The organism is Streptomyces sp. YS415, assembly GCF_023544665.1.
Lineage (GTDB): Bacteria > Actinomycetota > Actinomycetes > Streptomycetales > Streptomycetaceae > Streptomyces.
In genome coordinates this window covers 283,551-303,597 of sequence record NZ_JAMJFL010000001.1, presented here as the reverse complement: position 1 = coordinate 303,597, position 20,047 = coordinate 283,551, and the positions used below count along the sequence as shown (strand labels likewise).

Annotated in this window: 17 protein-coding genes; 10 read left to right on the top strand and 7 right to left on the bottom strand. The window is 71.4% G+C overall.

What is annotated here, in order from left to right:
- The first annotated feature begins 20 nt into the window (after positions 1-20).
- The 3 genes from M8H82_RS01350 to ybaK are packed head-to-tail and all read left to right on the top strand — an operon-like array spanning position 21 to position 2,274.
- The gene (locus M8H82_RS01350; protein WP_308293228.1) at positions 21-1,022 is read left to right on the top strand and encodes a hypothetical protein; all 1,002 of its coding nucleotides are present in this window, start codon (positions 21-23) and stop codon (positions 1,020-1,022) included.
- Positions 1,023-1,033: 11 nt separating this feature from the next.
- Positions 1,034-1,774 carry an LON peptidase substrate-binding domain-containing protein gene (locus M8H82_RS01345; RefSeq protein ID WP_250070402.1) on the top strand — a complete coding sequence of 247 codons (741 nt, stop codon included), beginning with the start codon at positions 1,034-1,036 and terminating at the stop codon, positions 1,772-1,774.
- A gap of 8 nt (positions 1,775-1,782) precedes the next feature.
- Positions 1,783-2,274 carry a Cys-tRNA(Pro) deacylase gene (gene ybaK, locus M8H82_RS01340; RefSeq protein ID WP_250070401.1) on the top strand — a complete coding sequence of 164 codons (492 nt, stop codon included), beginning with the start codon at positions 1,783-1,785 and terminating at the stop codon, positions 2,272-2,274.
- A gap of 150 nt (positions 2,275-2,424) precedes the next feature.
- On the opposite strand, the gene M8H82_RS01335 is transcribed toward ybaK, so the two are convergent.
- The 4 genes from M8H82_RS01335 to M8H82_RS01320 all read right to left on the bottom strand — a co-directional run bounded on the left by M8H82_RS01335 (position 2,425) and on the right by M8H82_RS01320 (position 6,378).
- On the bottom strand, positions 2,425-3,117 hold the full coding sequence (locus tag M8H82_RS01335) for a hypothetical protein (RefSeq protein WP_250070400.1): 693 nt from the start codon (positions 3,115-3,117) through the stop codon (positions 2,425-2,427).
- A gap of 34 nt (positions 3,118-3,151) precedes the next feature.
- Positions 3,152-3,976, bottom strand: a complete 825-nt coding sequence (locus M8H82_RS01330) for an ABC transporter permease (protein ID WP_250070399.1) — start codon at positions 3,974-3,976, stop codon at positions 3,152-3,154.
- A gap of 106 nt (positions 3,977-4,082) precedes the next feature.
- Complete coding sequence (locus M8H82_RS01325) at positions 4,083-5,057, bottom strand: ABC transporter ATP-binding protein (RefSeq protein ID WP_250070398.1); 975 nt, start codon at positions 5,055-5,057, stop codon at positions 4,083-4,085.
- Positions 5,058-5,163: 106 nt separating this feature from the next.
- The gene (locus tag M8H82_RS01320; protein WP_250070397.1) at positions 5,164-6,378 is read right to left on the bottom strand and encodes an NYN domain-containing protein; all 1,215 of its coding nucleotides are present in this window, start codon (positions 6,376-6,378) and stop codon (positions 5,164-5,166) included.
- Between the two features lie 222 nt (positions 6,379-6,600).
- On the opposite strand from M8H82_RS01320, the gene M8H82_RS01315 reads away from it, so the two are divergent.
- Positions 6,601-6,765: a hypothetical protein gene (locus M8H82_RS01315; RefSeq protein ID WP_250070396.1), complete on the top strand. Its 165-nt coding sequence runs from the start codon at positions 6,601-6,603 to the stop codon at positions 6,763-6,765.
- Positions 6,766-6,849: 84 nt separating this feature from the next.
- Here M8H82_RS01315 and dnaE read toward each other — a convergent pair whose 3' ends face one another.
- The gene (dnaE, locus tag M8H82_RS01310) at positions 6,850-10,389 is read right to left on the bottom strand and encodes a DNA polymerase III subunit alpha (protein ID WP_250070395.1); all 3,540 of its coding nucleotides are present in this window, start codon (positions 10,387-10,389) and stop codon (positions 6,850-6,852) included.
- Positions 10,390-10,559: 170 nt separating this feature from the next.
- On the opposite strand from dnaE, the gene M8H82_RS01305 reads away from it, so the two are divergent.
- The 5 genes from M8H82_RS01305 (at position 10,560) to M8H82_RS01285 (ending at position 16,593) form a co-directional block, all read left to right on the top strand.
- The gene (locus M8H82_RS01305) at positions 10,560-11,906 is read left to right on the top strand and encodes a DUF2252 domain-containing protein (protein WP_250070394.1); all 1,347 of its coding nucleotides are present in this window, start codon (positions 10,560-10,562) and stop codon (positions 11,904-11,906) included.
- Positions 11,907-12,013: 107 nt separating this feature from the next.
- Positions 12,014-12,709 (top strand): hypothetical protein, encoded by a 696-nt coding sequence (locus M8H82_RS01300; RefSeq protein WP_250070393.1) that lies wholly within the window; start codon positions 12,014-12,016, stop codon positions 12,707-12,709.
- A gap of 67 nt (positions 12,710-12,776) precedes the next feature.
- On the top strand, positions 12,777-13,616 hold the full coding sequence (locus tag M8H82_RS01295; protein WP_250070392.1) for a thioredoxin domain-containing protein: 840 nt from the start codon (positions 12,777-12,779) through the stop codon (positions 13,614-13,616).
- A gap of 98 nt (positions 13,617-13,714) precedes the next feature.
- Complete coding sequence (locus tag M8H82_RS01290; protein WP_250070391.1) at positions 13,715-15,376, top strand: alkaline phosphatase D family protein; 1,662 nt, start codon at positions 13,715-13,717, stop codon at positions 15,374-15,376.
- Positions 15,377-15,597: 221 nt separating this feature from the next.
- The gene (locus M8H82_RS01285; RefSeq protein ID WP_250070390.1) at positions 15,598-16,593 is read left to right on the top strand and encodes a zinc metalloprotease; all 996 of its coding nucleotides are present in this window, start codon (positions 15,598-15,600) and stop codon (positions 16,591-16,593) included.
- On the opposite strand, the gene M8H82_RS01280 is transcribed toward M8H82_RS01285, so the two are convergent.
- Entirely contained in the window at positions 16,575-17,168 is a 594-nt protein-coding gene (locus M8H82_RS01280) for a dienelactone hydrolase family protein (RefSeq protein ID WP_250070389.1), read from the bottom strand. The genes M8H82_RS01285 and M8H82_RS01280 overlap by 19 nt on opposite strands.
- A gap of 95 nt (positions 17,169-17,263) precedes the next feature.
- Here M8H82_RS01280 and M8H82_RS01275 point away from each other — a divergent pair, with 95 nt between their 5' ends.
- Positions 17,264-18,376 carry a mechanosensitive ion channel family protein gene (locus M8H82_RS01275; protein WP_250070388.1) on the top strand — a complete coding sequence of 371 codons (1,113 nt, stop codon included), beginning with the start codon at positions 17,264-17,266 and terminating at the stop codon, positions 18,374-18,376.
- A gap of 18 nt (positions 18,377-18,394) precedes the next feature.
- Here the strand turns inward: M8H82_RS01275 and M8H82_RS01270 are convergent, their stop codons facing one another.
- The gene (locus M8H82_RS01270; protein WP_250070748.1) at positions 18,395-19,981 is read right to left on the bottom strand and encodes a Na+/H+ antiporter; all 1,587 of its coding nucleotides are present in this window, start codon (positions 19,979-19,981) and stop codon (positions 18,395-18,397) included.
- Positions 19,982-20,047 lie beyond the last annotated feature (66 nt).

Here is a 20,047-nt window from a genome sequence, read left to right as displayed (position 1 = left end):
AGGCGCAAAGGACAGCCACCATGGCTCTGCTGCTGCCGTTCATCCGCGGGCCGCGGATGACAAGGACCCCCCTCCCCGTCGCCGGTGTCCGCGCCGACGACGAGGTGCTGCTGGACGTGCCCGACGCCCGGCTGGGCCCGGCGCTCGTCGCCGCCGCGCAGGGCGACCACGAACCGGCCGCAGCGCTGCTCGCCGCCACCTGCGCGGCCGGCGAGTGGGAGTACCGCGACCGGTACACGGCCCGGCTCGCCGCCTTCGCCCACGCCCGCCCCGACTGGTTCCGGGCCTGGCGCGCCGCGGCCCCGCACGACCCCGACGGCCTCGTCGTCGACGCCCAGCTCAGGGTGGACCGCGCCTGGCAGTCACCGGCCAGGGCCGAGCTGCTGCGCGAGGTCAGCCCGCTGGTCACGGCCGCGGCGCACGGCGACGACCGGGACCCGGTGCCCTGGCGGATCGCCCTGGACCACGCCCGCGGCGCGCAGGCCGGACCGCGCTACGTCGAGGAGCTGTGGGAAGCGGCGATGCGCCGCGCCCCGCACCACTACGGCTGCCATGTGGCGGCCCTGCGCTATCTGGCCTCCTCCTGGCACGGCTCCCACCGCGAGTGCCTGGACTTCGCCGAGCGGGCCGCGCAGGACGCCCCGCCGGACTCCCTGGTGCAGGCGCTGCCGGTGCGGGCGGCCTTCGCGTACCTCACGGACGGCGGCGGCCCCGAGGTGCCGCGGGCCGCGCTGGACGAGGCGGCGGACCGGGCGATCGGCCTCTCCGCCCTGCTCCCCGCGGCGGATCCCTGGCCCGCGGAGACGCGCAATCTGCTGACCTACGTCCTGGTACGGCTGGACCGGCTCGGGGACGCCCTGGAGCAGGTGCGGCTGACCGGCCCGTACGCCACGTCCTTCCCCTGGGACCGCTTCTGCGACGATCCGCTGGGCCACTGTCTGCGGGTGCGGGAGGAGCTGCGGGCCCCCTCCGGCCGTCCGATCACCGGGCACCCCGGACGCAACCCCTCCGGCGACCATTAGGCTCTTGCGTCGTGACCACCGTCCGGCTCCCGCTCTTCCCCCTGAACACCGTGCTGTTCCCGGGGTTGGTGCTGCCTCTCAATGTCTTCGAGGAGCGCTATCGCGCCATGATGCGCGATCTGCTGAAGACCCCCGACGAGGAACCGCGCCGGTTCGCCGTCGTGGCCATCCGCGACGGCCATGAGGTGGCGCCGACCGCGCCCGGCATGCCCGACCCGACCGCGGTGCCCGAGCGCGGGCCCGCCGCGGGCTTCGGCGCCGAGCCGCTGAAGTCCTTCCACTCGACGGCCTGCGTGGCCGACGCGGCGACGATCCGGGAGCGGGCGGACGGCACCTTCGAGGTGCTGGCGACCGGCACGACACGGGTGCGGCTGCTGTCGGTGGACGCCTCGGGCCCGTTCCTGACGGCGGAGCTGGAGGAGCTGGCGGAGGATCAGGGCGAGGAGGCGGGCGCCCTGGCGGAAGGGGTGCTGCGCGCCTTCCGCCAGTACCAGAAGCGCCTGGCCGGAGCCCGGGAACGCTCCCTGTCGACGGGGGCGGACCTGCCGGACGAACCGTCGGTGGTGTCCTACCTCGTGGCGGCGGCGATGATGCTGGACACCCCCACCAAGCAGCGTCTGCTCCAGGCCCCCGACACGGCCTCCCGGCTCCGGGACGAGCTGAAACTCCTTCGCGCGGAGACCTCGATCATCCGTAGCCTGCCGTCACTGCCGGCGGCGGACCTGACGCGCACGCCGACGAGTCCGAACTGAGGCGAGGAATGGCGAAGAAGCGACAGTCGGGGGGTACACCGGCCACGGTGACCCTGACGGCGGCGGGCGTGGCGTTCACGACCCACGCCTACGAGCACGACCCCTCCCACCCGTCCTACGGCGAGGAGGCGGCGCAGGCCATGGGCGTCTCCCCCGACCGGGTCTTCAAGACCCTGGTGGCCGAGGTGGACGGCAGGCTGACCGTGGCGGTGGTCCCGGTGGCGGGCCAGCTGGACCTGAAGGCCCTGGCCGCGGCGGTGGGCGGCAAGAAGGCGGCGATGGCCGACCCCGCCCTCGCGGAACGCACGACGGGCTACGTCCGGGGCGGCATCTCCCCGCTGGGCCAGCGCAAGAAACTGCCGACGGTGCTGGACGCGTCGGCGAGCGGCCACGCGACGATCTGCGTCTCGGCGGGGCGCAGGGGCCTGGAGATCGAACTCTCCCCCGCCGACCTGGCCGCCCTGACGGAAGCGACCCTGGCCCCCATCGGACGCGCCTAGCCCCTCGACGGGCGTCCCTTCCTCGGTTAAGCAGAGGGGGCATGTCGAAGAAGACGCGGAAACGCAGATGGCGCACGAAGAAGGGCCGGGCCAACCACGGCAGGCGCCCCGCGTAGCGGGCGCGCCTCAAGGGGCGGCGGGGGCGGGAGGCTACGCCTGCGGCGCCCCGAACCCGTCCTTCGGCTGATGCTGCTGCTCGTAGGGATCCGGATCGCGCGGCCCGAACAACGCCGTCAGCCCCAGATGCACCACGAGCCCCGCAATCGACCAGACCAGCAGGGCACCCTTGGCGTCGAGCTCCAGCGGCGCCGAGAAGGTCTTCCCCTTGCCCACGTCCTCGGCATGGGCGATGACATCCTGCGCGGGCCCGAGCCACACCCCCAGCCGCCAGGCCAGCAGCGAGCCGAGCAGCCCGCCGAGGGCCAGCGCGATCACCAGCGGCACGCCCCCGCGCCGCCGCACCAGGAACACCCCGAGCGCGCCGACCGCGCCGAAGGCGAGCGCCAGCAGCGTGAACGTCCCGTCGACGCCCACCGCCTGCTCCCCCTCGGTGTCCTTGAGGTAGACGACCCAGCTCCCGTCGACCACGTCCCCCACCAGCGGCACCCGGGGCGCCAGCCACCACCACAGCAGCCCGAGCAGCACCCCGGTCACCGCCACGGCCACCGTGACCACGGCGGCCTCCCGCAGCTCGGTCCGCATGCCGGGCCCGTCGTCGCCGTACGAGGGAGGCGGCCCGTACGGGTAGGCCCCGTGTCCGGCGCCGGGCGCGGGCGGCTGCTGCCACGCGCTGTGGGCAGAGTGGTCACGCGGCGGAGGGGGTGGAGTCAGCGGTGCGGTCACCCTGACATCGTGCCAGGCCCGCCCGGGCACCGCGTCACCGGACGGCCGCCCGGCGGTACGCCCAGGTAGCCGCGGCCAGGGACACCACACCCACCCCCGCGCACACCGCGAGGTCCCCGAGCACGTAGGCCCAGTCGGGGCTCTCCCCGAAGGTGCGGGCGAAGGCGTCGACGCCGTAGGTCGACGGCAGCAGATCCCGGGCGAACCGCACCGCCTCGGGCATCCTCTCGGCGGGCAGCACCCCCAGCAGCAGTGCGGCGGACATGCCCAGCTGGCCCAGCACGGTCGCCAGTTCCGGCCGGGGTGCCAGCAGTCCCAGCGCGGCCCCGAGGCCCGCGAGCGCGGCACCGACCAGCGGGATCACCGCGATCAGCACCCACAGATGGGCGAGCGGCAGGCCGAACAGCACACACCCGAAGACGGCGGTGACCACGGTCCCGGGCACGGTGAAGGAGGCGTACGCCCCCGCGGCCCCGAGCACCACCGCCGCCGGCGGCACCGGCAGCGTCGCGTAGTGGTCGAGGCCCCCGCTGGCCCGCAGCTGCCCGAAGTACTGGGCGAGCAGGTTCAGCGCGACGAAGGCGACGACCAGCACCGACGACCCGGCCACCACGGCCCGCGCCTCCTCGCCGCCGTCCACGACCCCCCGCATCAGGATCATGATCCCGACGGACTGGAAGGTCGCCACGAACAGCAGCGGGATCCGCGCGACCCGCGCGCGGGACAGCTGCGCCCGGTACACGGCGCACAGCGACGGCCACAGCCGGGCCCGCGGCCCGAGCTCGGCCGCGTGCGTGACGGGCGTCTCGTCCGCGGCCGGCGCGCCGGCCGGCAGAACCTCGGCGGGTACGACACTCACGTGGCGCTGCTCCTCTTCGCTCCGGCGGTGGTCCCGTTCCGTACGGATGCGACGGTCGTCCTGCTCAGGTTCTCACCCGTGGTCCTCACGGCTGCCCCAGTCCCGCTCAAGCCTTCACCAACCCCTGCCGCGCCGCTCCGCCCAGCGCCAGGTAGACGTCCTCCAGGCTGGGCGTGGCGAGGGTGAAGTCGTCGAGGGCGGAGAAGGCGGCCCCGCCGGTGACGGTGGCGACGACCGCGCGTGCCTCGTCGGGGGCGAGCCGCAGCGTCCAGCGGCGGCCCGACTCCACGACCCGGTCCTGGAGCGCGGCGACCTCGGGGACGTGCAGCGGCGCCGCGTCCCGCCACACCAGGTCGACCCGCACCTCCCCGGCGACCTGCTCCTTGAGCCCGGTGGGGGTGTCGCAGGCGATCACCCGGCCCCGGTCGAGCACGGCGACCCGGTCGAGCACGGTCTCGGCCTCGATGACGTTGTGGGTGACCAGCAGGACCGTCGTGCCCTGCTCGGCCCGCCGCCGGTCGACGGCGGACCAGACCGCCCGCCGGGCCACCGGATCCATGCCGGTGGTCGGCTCGTCGAGCACGAGCAGCGGCCGCGCGCCCACGAGGGCGGCGGCAAAGCAGGCGAGCCTGCGCTGACCGCCCGACAGCTTCTTCAGCGGCCGCCCGGCCAGCTCGGTCAGGCCCAGCTCCTCCAGGACGGCGTCCCGCTCGGCCCGCGCCACGCGTACATGCAGGCCGCGCAGCCGTCCGGTGGTCTCGGCGGCGAGGGAGACGGTGAGCTCGTCGAGGGCGGTCGACTCCTGGCCGAGGTAGGCGAGGATCCGTGCGGCCCGCTCGGGGTGGCGCACGATGTCGTGCCCGAGGATCTCCACACTGCCGCGATCGGGCCGCATCAGCCCGGTGAGCTGCCGTACGAGGGTGGTCTTGCCGGCGCCGTTCGGCCCGAGCAGGCCGAAGATCTCACCGCGCCGGATGTCCAGCCGTACGTCGTCGGTGGCGCGCACCTCGGGAGTGGCGGGGGTGCCCCGCCGGCCCCGTACCGCCGGGTAGGTCTTGGTCAGTCCGCGCACAGCACACACGACATCACCACTGGGCCGAAGTGCCTGTGCCGCGCGCGTACTCACAAGGGATGAGACTACGGGGTCGGGCCGCCGGGCCCGTCCTTGGGGCGGCGTATGTGCCGTTTCACTCCCCCGCGGACGCGTGTTCGGCAGCCGTCCGCACATCGATCTCCCGCCAGAACCCGGCGCGGATCGCGTACCGGTCGTGCTCGTCGATCTGGTCGTCCTTGTGGGCGAGCAGCCCGAACCGGGCCGCGTAGCGCAGCAGCTCCCCGTCGATGCGGTGCGGGATGCGCGGGTACATCCCGGAGAGTTTCTGCAGGTGGCTCGAGTCGCCCAGCCGCCCCATCCAGCGCCGCGCGAACACCTGTCCGACCTCGTAGGGGTCACCGCCGACGGTGGTGATGTCCTCCTCCCGGTCGGCCCACCGCTGCTCCGCCGTGGTCACCTGGGCCAGCGTCGGCATGGAGGCGATCTCGGGCGGCTCGGCCGCAGTGCCGGGCCGGTCCACCCACCCCTTGTCGGAGGACCACCGCAGGGTCGCCCCCGCGGGCTGGGCGGGGGGCTGCACGCCCGGGGCGCGCAGGGCGGCGAGGTCCTTCGGCGTGGGCACGCCCTTCGGCGCCGGCACCCGCTCCTGCGCGCCGTTTCCCCTCGCGGCCGGGGTCGGGTGCTCCCGCTCCTCGGCGGGCCGCTCGGCCGGCGCGAGCGCGGAGTCGGGCAGCGGCGCGGAGAGGATCGCGGCGATCTCGGGCCGCGGCACCGGCGGCGGCGCGCAGATCCCGCCGAGCTCCTTGGCGCGTACGGCCTTGGTGATCCACGTACGGTCGAGGACGCGCCGCTCGTCGGCCTCGGCGACCAGGTCCTCGGACTGGTTGTAGTCGCCGTCGGCGGCCTGCACGGCCCACAGGTGGACGGCCACGCCGTGCTCCTTGGCGGCCATCATGCCCGGCAGCAGATCGCCGTCCCCGGTCACCAGCACCACGTCGGAACAGGCCCGGTTGCGGGCGAGTTCGGTCAGTTCGGCGTGCATGGCGGCGTCCACGCCCTTCTGGGCCCAGCGTCCGTCGCTGCGGGTCAGTGCGCCGAGCCGGACGGTCACCCGGGGCATCACGCGCAGTCTGCGGTGCTCGGGCTGCGGGACGCGGTCGGGGGCGCCGTCGAACCAGTAGATGCGCAGCAGCGGGCGTTCGGTGTCCGATTCCGCCCGTTCCCGCAGGCCCTGGATGAGGGCGGTGTGATCGACGGTGATCCGGGACCGGGAGGGCTCCCCGGCGAGAAGAGAGGCGGCGGCCCCCAGCAGATACCCGGCGTCCACCAGGACGATGCAGCGGTCCACGCGATCCACCCTCTTTCCGGGAGGTTTGCTTCGGGCTTCCTTCGAGTCTGCCCGACCGCGCGAAGGTTAACGGCCGGAACTCGATCTTCGGCGTGGCGTTTCGGGGTGCCTGGCTCGAACGAGCGCCGTCACAGCCGGTAATTGCCCGACATGCGTTCTTTGTCGGGCTATGTGAATCTGGTCGCGGCCCTGGCCCCTAGATCCCCCACAGGAGGCATCACCATGGCCAAGAACAAGAACCGTGACCGAAAGCAGCCGCAGACCGAGCGCGGACAGCAGCAGGCCCCGCACTCCTCGACGGAGGCGACGGCCGAGCAGCGGATGTCCCCGATGACCCCCGGGGACGTGGCGCGCAAGGACAAGCACAAGAGGTTCGGTCACAACTGACATCTTCATAACGGGCCGTCGAAGCCCAGGCACAGACGAGGGGCGCACCCGACACGCGGATGCGCCCCTCTCGCACGTCCCGGCTCAGCCGGCCAGGCAGGACGGTCCGAGCAGCACCTTCAGGTCGCCGAAGAGCGCCGGGTCGGGCTTGACCCGGTGCCGGTCCAGGCGCAGCACGGTCGTCTTGGTCGGGCCCTGGAGCTTGATCCGGACCTCGCTGTCGCCCCGGTGGTGGCTGAGGATCTCGCCGAGGCGGCTGACCATCGGCGGGGTGACCCGGGTGGCCGGGATGGTGAGGACCACGGGCGCGTTGGTGCCGGCGTTCGACAGGTCGGGGACCTGGAGCTCCATCGCGACCAGCCGCGGCACGTCCTCGCGCTTGTCGAGGCGGCCCTTGACGAACACCACCGCGTCCTCGACGAGCTGGGTCGACACCAGCTGGTAGGTGGCCGGGAAAAACATGCACTCGATGGAACCGGCCAGGTCCTCGACGGTGGCGATGGCCCAGGCGTTGCCCTGCTTGGTCATCTTGCGCTGCAGGCCCGAGATGATGCCGCCGATGGTGACGACCGCGCCGTCCGCGTGCTCGCCTCCGGTGAGCTGGGCGATGCCCGCGTCGGCCTTGTCCGAGAGCACGTGCTCCAGGCCGAACAGCGGGTGGTCGGAGACGTACAGACCGAGCATCTCCCGCTCCTGGGCGAGCAGGTACGTCTTGTCCCACTCGTCGGGGGAGAACTCGACGTCCAGACCGAAGCCGGGCTCGCTGCTCTCCTCCTCGCCCATGCCGCCGAAGAGGTCGAACTGGCCCTCGGCCTCCTTGCGCTTGACCGCCACCACGTTGTCGATCATCGGCTCGTACTGCGCCGTGAGGCCCTTGCGGGTGTGGCCCAGGGTGTCGAAGGCACCGGCCTTGATCAGCGACTCGGTGGTGCGCTTGTTGCAGGCGACCGCCTCGACCTTGTCGAGGTAGTCGGGGAAGGAGGCGTACTTGCCCTTGGCCTTGCGGCTCCTGATGATCGAGTCGACGACGTTCGTGCCGACGTTGCGCACCGCCTCCAGGCCGAAGAGGATCACGTCGTCGCCCTGGGCGGCGAAGTTGTGCACCGACTCGTTGACGTTCGGCGGGAGCACCTTGATGCCCATGCGGCGGCACTCGTTGAGGTAGATCGCCGACTTGTCCTTGTCGTCCTTGACGGAGGTCAGCAGGGCGGCCATGTACTCGGCGGGGTGGTTGGCCTTCAGGTAGGCGGTCCAGTACGAGACCAGTCCGTACGCGGCCGAGTGGGCCTTGTTGAAGGCGTAGCCGGCGAACGGGACCAGCACGTCCCACAGGGCCTGGATGGCCTCGTCGCTGTAGCCGTTCTTGCGGGCGCCGGCCTGGAAGATGGTGAAGTTCTTCGCCAGCTCGTCGGGCTTCTTCTTGCCCATGACGCGGCGCAGGATGTCGGCCTCGCCGAGCGAGTACCCGGCGATGATCTGGGCGGCCTTCTGCACCTGCTCCTGGTAGACGATCAGGCCGTAGGTGACGGCCAGGACCTCTTCCAGGGGCTCCTCCAGCTCCTTGTGGATCGGGGTGATCTCCTGGAGCTTGTTCTTGCGCAGCGCGTAGTTCGTGTGCGAGTCCATGCCCATCGGGCCGGGACGGTAGAGCGCCGAGACGGCGGAGATGTCCTCGAAGTTGTCGGGCTTCATCAGGCGCAGCAGCGAGCGCATGGGGCCGCCGTCGAACTGGAAGACGCCCAGGGTCTCACCGCGCTGCAGCAGCTCGAAGGTCGTCGGATCGTCGAGCGGGAGAGCCAGCAGGTCGAGGTCGATGCCCTTGTTGGACTTCACCATCTTGACGGCGTCGTCCATGATCGTCAGGTTGCGCAGGCCGAGGAAGTCCATCTTCAGCAGGCCGAGCGACTCGCACTGCGGGTAGTCCCACTGCGTGATGGTCACGCCGTCGGTGTGCCGCACCCAGATCGGGGCGTGGTCCACGATCGGCTCGCTGGACATGATCACGCCGGCGGCGTGCACGCCCATCTGCCGGACCAGGCCCTCGACGCCCTTGGCGGTGTCGATGACCTTCTTGACGTCCGGCTCGTTCTCGTACATCGCGCGGATCTCGCCGGCCTCGCTGTAGCGCGGGTGCGAGGGGTTGGTGATGCCGTCGAGGTCGATGCCCTTGCCGAGGACGTCGGCGGGCATCGCCTTGGTGAGACGGTCACCCATGGCGTACGGGTAGCCCAGCACGCGCGCGGAGTCCTTGATGGCGTTCTTCGCCTTGATCTTGCCGTAGGTGCCGATCATGGCGACCTTGTCGGCGCCGTACTTCTCGGTCACGTACCTGATCACCTCGACGCGCCTGCGCTCGTCGAAGTCGATGTCGACGTCGGGCATGGAGACGCGCTCGGGGTTGAGGAACCGCTCGAAGATCAGTCCGTGCGGGATCGGGTCGAGGTCGGTGATGCCCATGGCGTACGCGACGATCGAACCGGCCGCGGAGCCCCGGCCCGGGCCGACCGCGATGCCCTGGCTCTTGGCCCACATGATGAAGTCGGCGACGACCAGGAAGTAGCCCGGGAACCCCATCTGGATGATGACGTCCATCTCGTACTCGACCTGCTTCTGCCGGTCCTCGGGGATGCCGCCGGGGAAGCGGCGCTCCATGCCGCGGCGGACCTCCTCCTTGAACCAGGTGACCTCGGTGTAGCCCTCGGGGATGTCGAACTTGGGCATGAGGTTCTTGGCCTCGAACATGCCCGTGGTGTCGACCTGCTCCGCGACCAGGAGGGTGTTGCGGCAGCCCTCCTGCCAGGCGTCCGAGGAGTCGATGGCGTACATCTCGTCCGTGGACTTCAGGTAGTAGCCGGTGCCGTCGAACCGGAAGCGGTCGGGGTCGGAGAGGTTCTTGCCGGTCTGGATGCACAGCAGGGCGTCGTGCGCGGCCGCCTCGTGCGCGTACGTGTAGTGCGAGTCGTTCGTCACCAGCGGCGGGATGCCGAGCTTCCGGCCGATCTCCAGCAGGCCGTCCCGGACCCGGCGCTCGATCTCGATGCCGTGGTCCATCAGCTCCAGGAAGTACCGGTCCTTGCCGAAGATGTCCTGGTACTCGGCGGCGGCCTTCAGGGCCTCGTCGAACTGGCCGAGACGGAGCCGGGTCTGCAGCTCGCCGGAGGGGCAGCCGGTGGAGGCGATGAGCCCCTCGGACCACTGGGAGATGGTCTCCTTGTCCATCCGCGGCCACTTCTGCAGCCAGCCCTCGGCGTACGCGTCCGAGGAGAGGCGGAAGAGGTTGTGCAGGCCGGTGGCGTTCGCCGCCCAGATCGTCTTGTGGGTGTAGCCACCCGAACCGGAGACGTCGTCCCGCTTCTGGTGCGGCTGGCCCCACTGGATCTTGCGCTTGTTGCGCCGGGACTCGGGGGCGACGTACGCCTCGATCCCGATGATCGGGGTGACCCCGGCCTTCTTCGCGGAGTGAAAGAAGTCGTACGCGCCGTGGAGGTTGCCGTGGTCGGACATGGCGATGTGGGTCATGCCCATCTCATTGCACGCGTTGAACATGTCCTTCAGCCGCGCGGCACCGTCCAGCAGCGAGTACTGGGTGTGGACGTGCAGGTGCGTGAACGGCGGCTTTGACACGGTGGGCCCTCCAGGGGAAACACTCGGCGACGGGCTGGCGGACAGTTCTGGGGTCAGCGTCGAAGTCTATGCCGCGGCACTGACACGCGGCGGGCACTCCGACGTACGGTCGTGCGTTGGAAACGGCAGAGACGCTGTCGTCCATGCACTGCACCAGGAGGCACCCAGCGATGTCGGTCCCGAAGCTCAGCGACGAGCGCGGCGAGGAGATCCTCGCCGTCTTCGACACCGCGTTCGGCGAGCTCCTGGCCGCCGACCCGGCCGCGTTCCGCGTGAAGTTCCGCAAGATGGCGGCCTCCGCGTTCGCGTTCTACCGGGGCACGGCCTGCCTCTTCTACCACGATCTCGACGCGGAGAACGCCGCGCGGGGCGGGGGGAAGATACTCAGTGGGCCGTTCCTGGACGAGCGCACCTCGCGCGTGTGGATCCACGGCGACCTGCACGCGGAGAACTTCGGCACGTACATGGACTCCACCGGCCGCCTGATCTTCAACGTCAACGACTTCGACGAGGCCTACGTCGGCCCCTTCACCTGGGACCTCAAGCGCTTCGCCGCCTCCATGGCGCTCATCGGGTACGCCAAGGCGCTCAGCGACGAGCAGATCACCGACCTGGTCGAGGTGTACGCGGGCGCGTACCGCGAGCGGATCCACGCGCTGGCGACCGGCGCCAAGAGCGACGAGGTGCCGCCGTTCACCCTGGACACCGCCGAGGGGCCGCTGCTGGACGCCCTGCGCGACGCCCGCGCGCTGACCCGGTTCGGGCTGCTGGACTCGATGACCGAGATCCGGGACTTCGAGCGCCGCTTCGCCGCGGGCGGCGGCTCCGTCGAGCTGGACGCGGCCACCCGGTACAAGGTGCTGGCGGCCTTCGACGGCTACCTGGAGACGCTGCCGGAGTCCTCCCTGGCCCGCCCGGACTCCTACCGCGTGAAGGACGTCGTGGGGCGGCGCGGCATCGGCATCGGATCGGCCGGTCTGCCGTCGTACAACATCCTCCTGGAGGGCAACAGCGACGCCCTGGAGAACGATGTCGTGATCTACATCAAGCAGGCCCAGACCCCGGCCGTCTCCCGGCACATCACCGACCCGGCGATCCGTGACTACTTCCAGCACGAGGGCCACCGCACGGTGATCTCCCAGCGCGCGCTCCAGGCGCACGCCGACCCGTGGCTGGGCTGGACCGAGCTGGACGGCTCGGGCCAGCTGGTCGCGGAGGTCTCGCCGTACGCCGTGGACCTGGACTGGGGCGACATCGACGACCCGGAGGAGATCGCGGCGGTCGTCGCCGACCTCGGCCGGGCCACGGCGGCGATGCACGCGGCGGCGGACGACACCTCCGGCGAGTCCCTGGTGCCGTTCTCCACCGAGCGGGCCATCGACGCGGCCATCGCGGCCGACGAGGACGGCTTCAGCGACCTCCTGGTGAGCTTCGCGCACGAGTACGGCGCACGCGCGCGTGCCGACCACCAGACGTTCGTGGACCTCTTCCGCAACGGCCGCATCCCGGGCCTGTGACGAAAGGCCTGTGCCGGAAGACCTGTGACCGAAGACCTCTGACGAAAGGCCTCACAGGAACCCTTTAGGGATCCCTTACGGCCCTCCGTGCCAGACTCTTCCGCGCTATGGACATATCCGGGACCCCGCTACGAGCGCTCCGCGCGGCGCTGTTCACGGCACTCGTCGTGACGCTCAGCACCGCGTCGCACGTGCTGCTGTCCCGGGTCCCGCTGCCGCTGAACACGGTGGCCCTGGTCGCCGCCACCGTGTTCGCCGCCGCTTACGCGCTGGCCGGACGCGAGCGCGGCTTCGGCCGGATCGCCGCCCTGCTGATCCCCCTGGAGCTGGCCGCCGACACCGTCTTCACCACCGGCCAGCACGTGTGCTACGGCGCCGCGGGCGGGCCCGTCGCGGGCCCGTTGCGCTCGGTCGGCCTGGACGTGCTGTGCGGTGACGGCACCCGGGTCGGCACCGCGCTGACCGCGGTGGGCGAGAAGACCGGCACCGACAGGCTCGCCACGCTGCTCGCCCACGCCGACCCGGGAACCGCCTGGCTGCTGCTCGGCGCGCACCTCTCGGTCGGCCTGCTGGCCGCCGCCTGGCTGCGCCGCGGCGAGCGCGCCCTGGCCCAGCTGGTGCGGGCGGTCGCGGCCACCACCTTCCGGCCGCTGCTGCTGGCGGTCGCCGCCGTGGCGGTACGGCCGCCCCGGTCGACCCGCCTCCGCCCGCGCCCCGTCCGCCGTACCGCCTCCGCGTGTGCGCGGATCCTCGTGCACTCCCTGGGACGGCGTGGACCGCCGTGCTCGGCCGCTGTCGCCTGAGCACCACCAGTCCACCCGTATGTCTTCCGCACACACGTTGTGCGCGTTTCCCATGGAGAGAACCCCTATGAGCAAGCGGAACAGCCAGGCCGAGAAGTCGGCGGCGCGCGAGCGGCTGCGCGTCGAGCGCGAGCGGGCGGCCAAGCGGGCCAAGGTCAAGCGGCAGGTCGTGGTGGCCTGTTCGGTCGTCGGTGTGCTGGCGGTGGCCGGCGGCATCGGCTACGCGGTCGTCCAGTCCAACAAGCCCGGCCACTGGGAGGCCGTGCGGGACGAGAAGGTCGTCGCCCCGGCCAACACCACGGGCACCGACGGCACGACCGTCGTCATAGGCAAGGACAGCGCCAAGAAGACCCTCAAGGTCTACGAGGACCCGCGCTGCCCAGTCTGCGCCTCCTTCGAGCAGGCGGTCGGCCCGACCGTCGAGAAGGACGTCGAGGAGGGCAAGTACAAGATCCAGTTCGTCGGCGGCACCTTCCTCGACGGCGACCAGCTCGGCGACGGCAAGGTCGGCAGCAACGGCGAGGGCTCCAAGAACGCGATGAGCGCCCTCGGCGCCGCGCTGAACGTCGGCGACGAGGCGTTCCTGCAGTACAAGGCGGCGCTGTACTCGGCGAAGTGGCACCCCGAGGAGTCGGACGACAAGTTCAAGGACGACGACTACCTGATCGAGATCGCCGACAGTGTCGACGCCCTGAAGGGCAACACCGCGTTCCGCAAGGCCGTGCAGAACGGCACCTACGACGCCTGGGCGCTCGCCATGTCGAAGACCTTCGACACCAACAAGGACGACGTCACCGGCACCCCGAGCCTCGTGATGGACGGCAAGAGCCTCACCACGGAGCAGGGCAACCCCCCGATGACGGTGGAGGAGTTCACCACGCTGGTGGACGCGGCGCTCAAGGCCTGAACCCCTCGGCCTGAACCTGCCTACCACGAGACGAAGAGCGGGCGAACTTTTACGAGTTCGCCCGCTCTCGCGCATACCGGTCAGTAACCTGATCGCTCGTGACCAGTCGATACAGATCACCCGAGTCGCTCAACACCCTTGCCCCGCGCCGCCGTACGGTCGTCAAGGCCGCGGCGGCCACTGCTGTCCTGGCCGGCCCGCTGGCCGCCGCGATACCGGCCCGCGCCGCCACGGAGGCCCCCGCCTTCCTGCACGGCGTGGCCTCCGGCGACCCGCTGCCCGACGGTGTCCTGCTGTGGACCCGCGTGACCCCCGTCCCCGAGGCGATACCCGGTTCCGGGCTCGGCCCGGACACCGAGGTCAGCTGGACCGTCGCCACGGACAAGGCGTTCACGCAGATCGTCGCCAAGGGGTCCACCACCGCCACGGCGGCCTCCGACCACACGGTCAAGGCGGACATCCGCGGCCTCGCGCCCGCCACCGACTACTGGTTCCGCTTCTCCGCGGGCGGCACCGACTCCCCGGCGGCGCGCACCCGCACCGCGCCGGCGGCGGAGGCGGCCGTGGCGAACCTCCGCTTCGGCGTGGTCTCCTGCGCCAACTGGGAGGCCGGCCACTTCTCGGCGTACCGCCATCTCGCGGCCCGCGGCGACCTGGACGCCTGGCTGCACCTCGGCGACTACATCTACGAGTACGGCACCGGCGAGTACGGCACCCGCGACACCGTCGTACGGCCGCACGCGCCGGCGCACGAGATCCTCACGCTCGCCGACTACCGCACCCGGCACGGCCGTTACAAGACCGACCCCGACCTGCAGGCCCTGCACGCGACCGCGCCGTGCGTGGCGATCTGGGACGACCACGAGATCGCCAACGACGCCTGGTCCGGCGGCGCCGAGAACCACACCGAGGGCGCCGAGGGCCCCTATGCCGCGCGCCGGGAGGCCGCCAAGCAGGCCTACTTCGAGTGGATGCCGGTCCGTCCGGCCGTCGCCGGCACCACCTACCGCCGCCTGCGCTTCGGCAAGCTCGCCGACCTCTCCCTGCTGGACCTGCGCTCCTTCCGCTCGCAGCAGGCCGCCCTCGGCAACGGCTCGGTCGACGACCCGGAGCGCACCCTCACCGGACGCGCCCAGCTCGACTGGCTGAAGGCGGGCCTGAAGTCCTCCGACACCACCTGGCGCCTGGTCGGCAACTCGGTGATGGTCGCCCCGTTCGCCATCGGCTCGCTCTCCGCTGAGCTGCTCAAGCCGCTCGCCGAGCTGCTCGGGCTGCCGAAGGAGGGCCTCGCCCTCAACACCGACCAGTGGGACGGCTACACGGACGACCGCCGCGAACTCCTCGCCCATCTGCGTTCCCACAGCATCCGCAACACGGTGTTCCTCACCGGTGACATCCACATGGCGTGGGCCAACGACGTGCCGGTGAACGCCGGTACGTACCCGCTGTCCGCCTCGGCCGCCACGGAGTTCGTGGTCACCTCGGTGACCTCCGACAACCTCGACGACATCGTGAAGGTCCCCGAGGGCACGGTCTCCGCACTCGCCTCGCCGCTCATCCGGGCGGCCAACCGCCATGTCCACTGGGTCGACACCGACCGCCACGGCTTCGGCGTCCTGGACATCACGGCCGCCCGCGCGCAGATGGATTACTACGTCCTGTCCGACCGCACCAAGGCCGACGCGACGGCGTCCTGGGCCCGCTCGTATCGCACCCGCAGCGGCACGCAGAAGGTCGAGCGGACGTACGACCCCGTGTAAAACCCCTGTTTCACCGATCACTTTCGGCCAACGGCGGGTGGTGTGATCCGTGCTTCAGTTCCGGGCATGCCACTCGCCGGAGACGGCCGTTCATCCTGTTTGTTCAAGATTCGATTGGCTGAAACGTTTCTCTGCTGACCTAGGCATGTACACGTAATGTCCGGGCGGCGGCCAGGAAGATCCCTGTGCCGTCCTCCCCGACGCATCAGCCAGGAGTCAGCATGCGTGCACTCGCCCGGACAGCCCCCTCGACGCGCAGACGCCTCATCGGCACCGCCGTAGTGGCCGGAACCCTGATGTTCTCCCCTCTCTCCGCGCCCACGGGTGTCGCGGCGGCCCAGGCTCCGGCCGCCGAGTGCGCCGAGGAGGAGGCCGGCCACTCCGCGGCCCGCGAGGCCCACCCCGGGCACGCCGGCGAAGGCGTCGCCGAGCCCAACGAGATCAGCGCCGCCAAGGCCCAGGCGATGGACGCGGATCTGCGCAAGAAGCTGGACAAGCTGCCCGCCTCGGGCCACCGCAGCCTGGCCGCCGCCGCTTCGACCACGATCCCGGTGTACTTCCACGTCATCCACGACGGCACCACCGGCAAGCTCGGCTCCGCCGACATCACCGCCCAGATGAACGTGCTCAACTCCGCGTTCGCCGGCCAGGGCACCGGGAACACCGACTCCGGCTACCAGTTCACCCTGGCCGGCACCGACTACACCGACAACGCCGCCTGGTACAACGTCGGTTACGGCTCGGCGGAGGAGAAGGCGATGAAGTCCGCCCTGCGCGAGGGCGGCGCGAACGCGCTCAACGTCTACACCGCCAACCTCGGCGACGGACTGCTCGGCTGGGCCACCTTCCCCAGCTCCTACAACTCCAGCCCCTCGATGGACGGTGTGGTCCTCCTGGACGCCTCACTGCCCGGCGGCTCGGCCGCCCACTACAACGAGGGCGACACGGCCACCCACGAGGTCGGCCACTGGATGGGGCTGTACCACACCTTCCAGGGCGGCTGTAACGGCAACGGCGACTACGTCGAGGACACCGCCGCCGAGAAGAGCGCCGCCTACGAGTGCCCCGACGGCCGGGACACCTGCACCCGCAAGGCGGGCGTGGACCCGGTCCACAACTTCATGGACTACACCTACGACGCCTGCATGTACCAGTTCACCTCGGGCCAGGTGACGCGCATGCAGCAGAACTGGGCGGCTTACCGGGCGGCCGGCTGAGCCTGCTGAAGGCCCTCGAGGAAGCCGAGCGCCACCCGCCAGGTGGCCTCGGCGGCCTCGGCGTCGTAGTCCGGCAGGCCGGGGTCGGTGTAGAGGTGACCGGCCCCGGCGTACCGGTAGATCTCCACGTCGGCGCCGGCTCTGCCCATCTGGAGGTACCAGGCGCTCAGCCAGTCGTCGGTCTCGAACGGGTCCGGCTCGGCGACATGCAGCTGCACCGGCAGGTCGTCCGCCGAGGCGTTCGCCGCGATGTCGGAGGTGCCGTGCAGGAGCAGCAGGCCGCGCGCCTTGTCGTCGCCGAGGGCGAGGGTCTGCGCGATGGAGGCGCCGAGCGAGAACCCGGCGTAGACCAGGCCCCGTTCCGAATAGGGGGCGGCCGCCAGCACGGCCCGCTTGAGCAGTTCGTCCTTGCCGATCTCGTCCTGGAACGCCATGGCCTCCTCGACCGCGTCGAACGTACGGCCCCCGAAGAGGTCCGGCGTCCACACCTCGTGCCCGGCCTCGCGCAGCCGGTCCGCGGCCCGGCCCACCGCGGGGCGCGGACCGAACGTCGAGTGAAAGAGCATGATGTTCATGAGGCCATGGTGCCAGCCGGGTACGACAGTGCCGTGTGCGGCGTCTCACCGGTCCGCATGTTCAGCACCCCGGCGATCCGGTTACGTTCGAAGGCATGGAGAACGTACTCCGCCCACTGATCGTCATCGGCGGCTCGGTCCTGCTCACCCTGCTCATCGGGTGGGCCACCGACCGGCTGCTGTGCAAGGCCGACCAACGGCACCCCGAGACGCCCCTGTGGGGGCTGCTGCGCCGAGGTCGCATCCCCTACCAGCTGCTGCTGTGCGCGGCGCTGTTGAGAGGGTCCTGGGACTCGGCGCGCGTGCTTCAGGAGTACCGGGTCGGGATCGGCCAGGTGCTGACGCTGGTGCTGATCGGTTCGGCGGCGTGGCTGGTGATCCGGATCGCGGCGGCGATCGTCGAGACGACCTACACCCGTTACGCCCGCGTCCACCGCGATGCGGCCCGGGTCCGGCGCGTGCGGACGCAGGTGACGCTCATCACACGGGTGGTGGCGGCCGTCGTCGGCGTGGTCGCGGTGGCCGCGATGCTGCTGACGTTCCCGGCGATGCGCGCGGCCGGCGCCTCCCTGCTGGCTTCGGCGGGCATCCTCGGCATCGTGGCGGGTGTGGCCGCCCAGTCGACGCTGAGCAACATGTTCGCCGGGTTCCAGATCGCCTTCGGTGACATGGTGCGCATCGGGGACACGGTCGTGGTGGACGACGAGTGGGGCACGGTCGACGAGATCACGCTGACCTTCCTCACCGTCCGCACCTGGGACGAGCGCCGCATCACGATGCCCGTGTCCTACTTCACGTCCAAGCCCTTCGAGAACTGGTCCCGGGGCGGCGCCCAGATGACCGGCATCGTCTACTGGCACCTGGACCACTCGGCGCCGGTGGAGCTGATGCGCGAGAAGCTCCGCGACATCCTGCGCGTCTGCCCCGCCTGGGACGGACGGGCCTGCGACCTGTCGGTGACGGACAGCACGCCGAGCACCATCCAGGTGCGGGCGCTGGTGACGGCGAAGGACGCGGACGACATCTGGACGGTACGGGTCACGGTCCGCGAGCAGATGATCAAGTGGCTGACCACGGCCTACCCGCACGCCCTGCCCCGGGTCAACACGGCGGACGCCGCCCTCCCGCCGGGCCTGCCCGCCCCGACCCGCTCGCCGGACGGCGTACGGCCCCGGCGCGTGCACGAAACGCCCCGGGCGGGCCGCTGAGGCGCCGCCGGGGGCGGGTCACCGCAGGCTGCGCACATCCAGATGCCGCAGCACCCGGTCCACCACCTCGGGATCCGCCCCCGGCTCGCTCCGCGCCGCCAGCACCTCGTGCCGCGCGGCGCTCAGCATCTCCCCCTGGATCCGCCGCACCCGCTTCAGGCGCCGCACCCGCTGCTCCTGGGCCTCTCGCCGCTCCTCCTCCCCCATGTCCGGACTGATCCGCACACCGATGTCGTAGGCCCGCCGCAGCATCTGCTCGGACAGCTCGTCCGGCAGTTCCTCCACCGACTCGATCTCCCGGAGCCTGCGCTTGGCCGCCTTCGCCGCCCGCACGGCCAGCGCCTTCTCGAACTCCTTCTCGCGTGCCGTGTCCGCCCGCACCCCGAGCCGCCGCACCAGCCACGGCAGGGTCAGCCCCTGCAGCACCAGGGTTCCCATGATCACCCCGAACGCGATGAACACGATCTCGTCCCGGTGGGGGAACGCGGACCCGTCGTCCACCTTCAGCGGGATCGCCAGTGCCAGCGCCACCGACGCCACCCCCCGCATCCCCGACCACCACATGACCACGGTCTCCCGCCAGCTCGTCGGGATGTCCTCGTCGTGGTCCCGCCGGGCGTGCAGTCGTTTCGTCAGCCAGGTGGCCGGCAGCAGCCACAGCAGCCGTACCAGGACGACCACGGCCACGACGGCCCCCGCCCACCCCAGCAGCTCGCCCCACCGCCCGGAGGCCGTGCGCAGGGCGTTGTGCAGTTCCAGGCCGATCAGCCCGAAGGCCACACCGGTGACCAGGGTGTCGACGACGCCCCAGAAGGTGTGCCCGGCGAGCCGGGTCATCACGTCGTCGGCGTCGGTGGCGTACTCGGCGAGGAACAGCGCGGCGGTCAGCACGGCCAGCACCCCGGACCCGTGCAGCTCCTCCGCCAGCACGTAGGCGGCGTACGGCACCAGCAGCGTCAGGCCGATCTGCAGGGTCGCGTCCCCGAGCAGGTCCATCAGCCGGTTCGCGCCCCAGCCCAGGACGAGCCCGACGATCAGCGCCACCACGGCGGAGAGCACCAGATCGAGCCCGGCCTGCCAGAACGAGAACGTGCCGCTGACGACGGCCGCGATGGCCACGTGGTACAGCACGATCGCGGTGACGTCGTTGAAGAGGCCCTCGCCCTCCAGGATGGACACCAGCCGACGCGGCAGCCCGAGCCGGCTCGCCACGGCGGTGGCGGCGACGGGATCGGGCGGCGCGACCAGCGCGCCCAGCGCGACGGCGGCGGCGACGGGCAGCCCGGGAATGATCGCGCCGGCCACGACGGCCACGCACACGGTCGTCACGAACACCAGCGCCACGGCCAGCAGGAAGATCGGCCGCACATTGGCGGCGAACTGCCGCCAGGAGGTCCGCCGCACCGCGGCGTACAGCAGCGGCGGCAGCAGCAACGGCAGGATCAGGTCGGGCGGCACCTCGACATTGGGCACGAACTCGAGCAGGGCCAGCACGATCCCGAGCAGCGTCATCAGCACCGGCGCCGGCAGGCCGAGCCGTTCCCCCACCGGGACACTCACCACGGCCCCGAGCAACAGCACGAACAACAGGGCCAACTGGTCCACGGTCAGCGCTCCGGCGAGGTCGGCGTCCACAGGGCAGGCCCCCAGCCTGCCACGCCCCCGCCCCCA

Excerpts from the sequence above, each read along its gene's own strand:
- M8H82_RS01350 (WP_308293228.1), top strand. The coding sequence starts at position 21 with ATGGCTCTGCTGCTGCCGTTCATCCGCGGGCCGCGGATGACAAGGACC.
- ybaK (WP_250070401.1), top strand. The coding sequence starts at position 1,783 with ATGGCGAAGAAGCGACAGTCGGGGGGTACACCGGCCACGGTGACCCTG.
- M8H82_RS01315 (WP_250070396.1), top strand. The coding sequence starts at position 6,601 with ATGGCCAAGAACAAGAACCGTGACCGAAAGCAGCCGCAGACCGAGCGC.
- M8H82_RS01305 (WP_250070394.1), top strand. The coding sequence starts at position 10,560 with ATGTCGGTCCCGAAGCTCAGCGACGAGCGCGGCGAGGAGATCCTCGCC.
- M8H82_RS01300 (WP_250070393.1), top strand. The coding sequence starts at position 12,014 with ATGGACATATCCGGGACCCCGCTACGAGCGCTCCGCGCGGCGCTGTTC.
- M8H82_RS01295 (WP_250070392.1), top strand. The coding sequence starts at position 12,777 with ATGAGCAAGCGGAACAGCCAGGCCGAGAAGTCGGCGGCGCGCGAGCGG.
- M8H82_RS01285 (WP_250070390.1), top strand. The coding sequence starts at position 15,598 with ATGCGTGCACTCGCCCGGACAGCCCCCTCGACGCGCAGACGCCTCATC.
- M8H82_RS01280 (WP_250070389.1), bottom strand. The coding sequence starts at position 17,168 with ATGAACATCATGCTCTTTCACTCGACGTTCGGTCCGCGCCCCGCGGTG.
- M8H82_RS01275 (WP_250070388.1), top strand. The coding sequence starts at position 17,264 with ATGGAGAACGTACTCCGCCCACTGATCGTCATCGGCGGCTCGGTCCTG.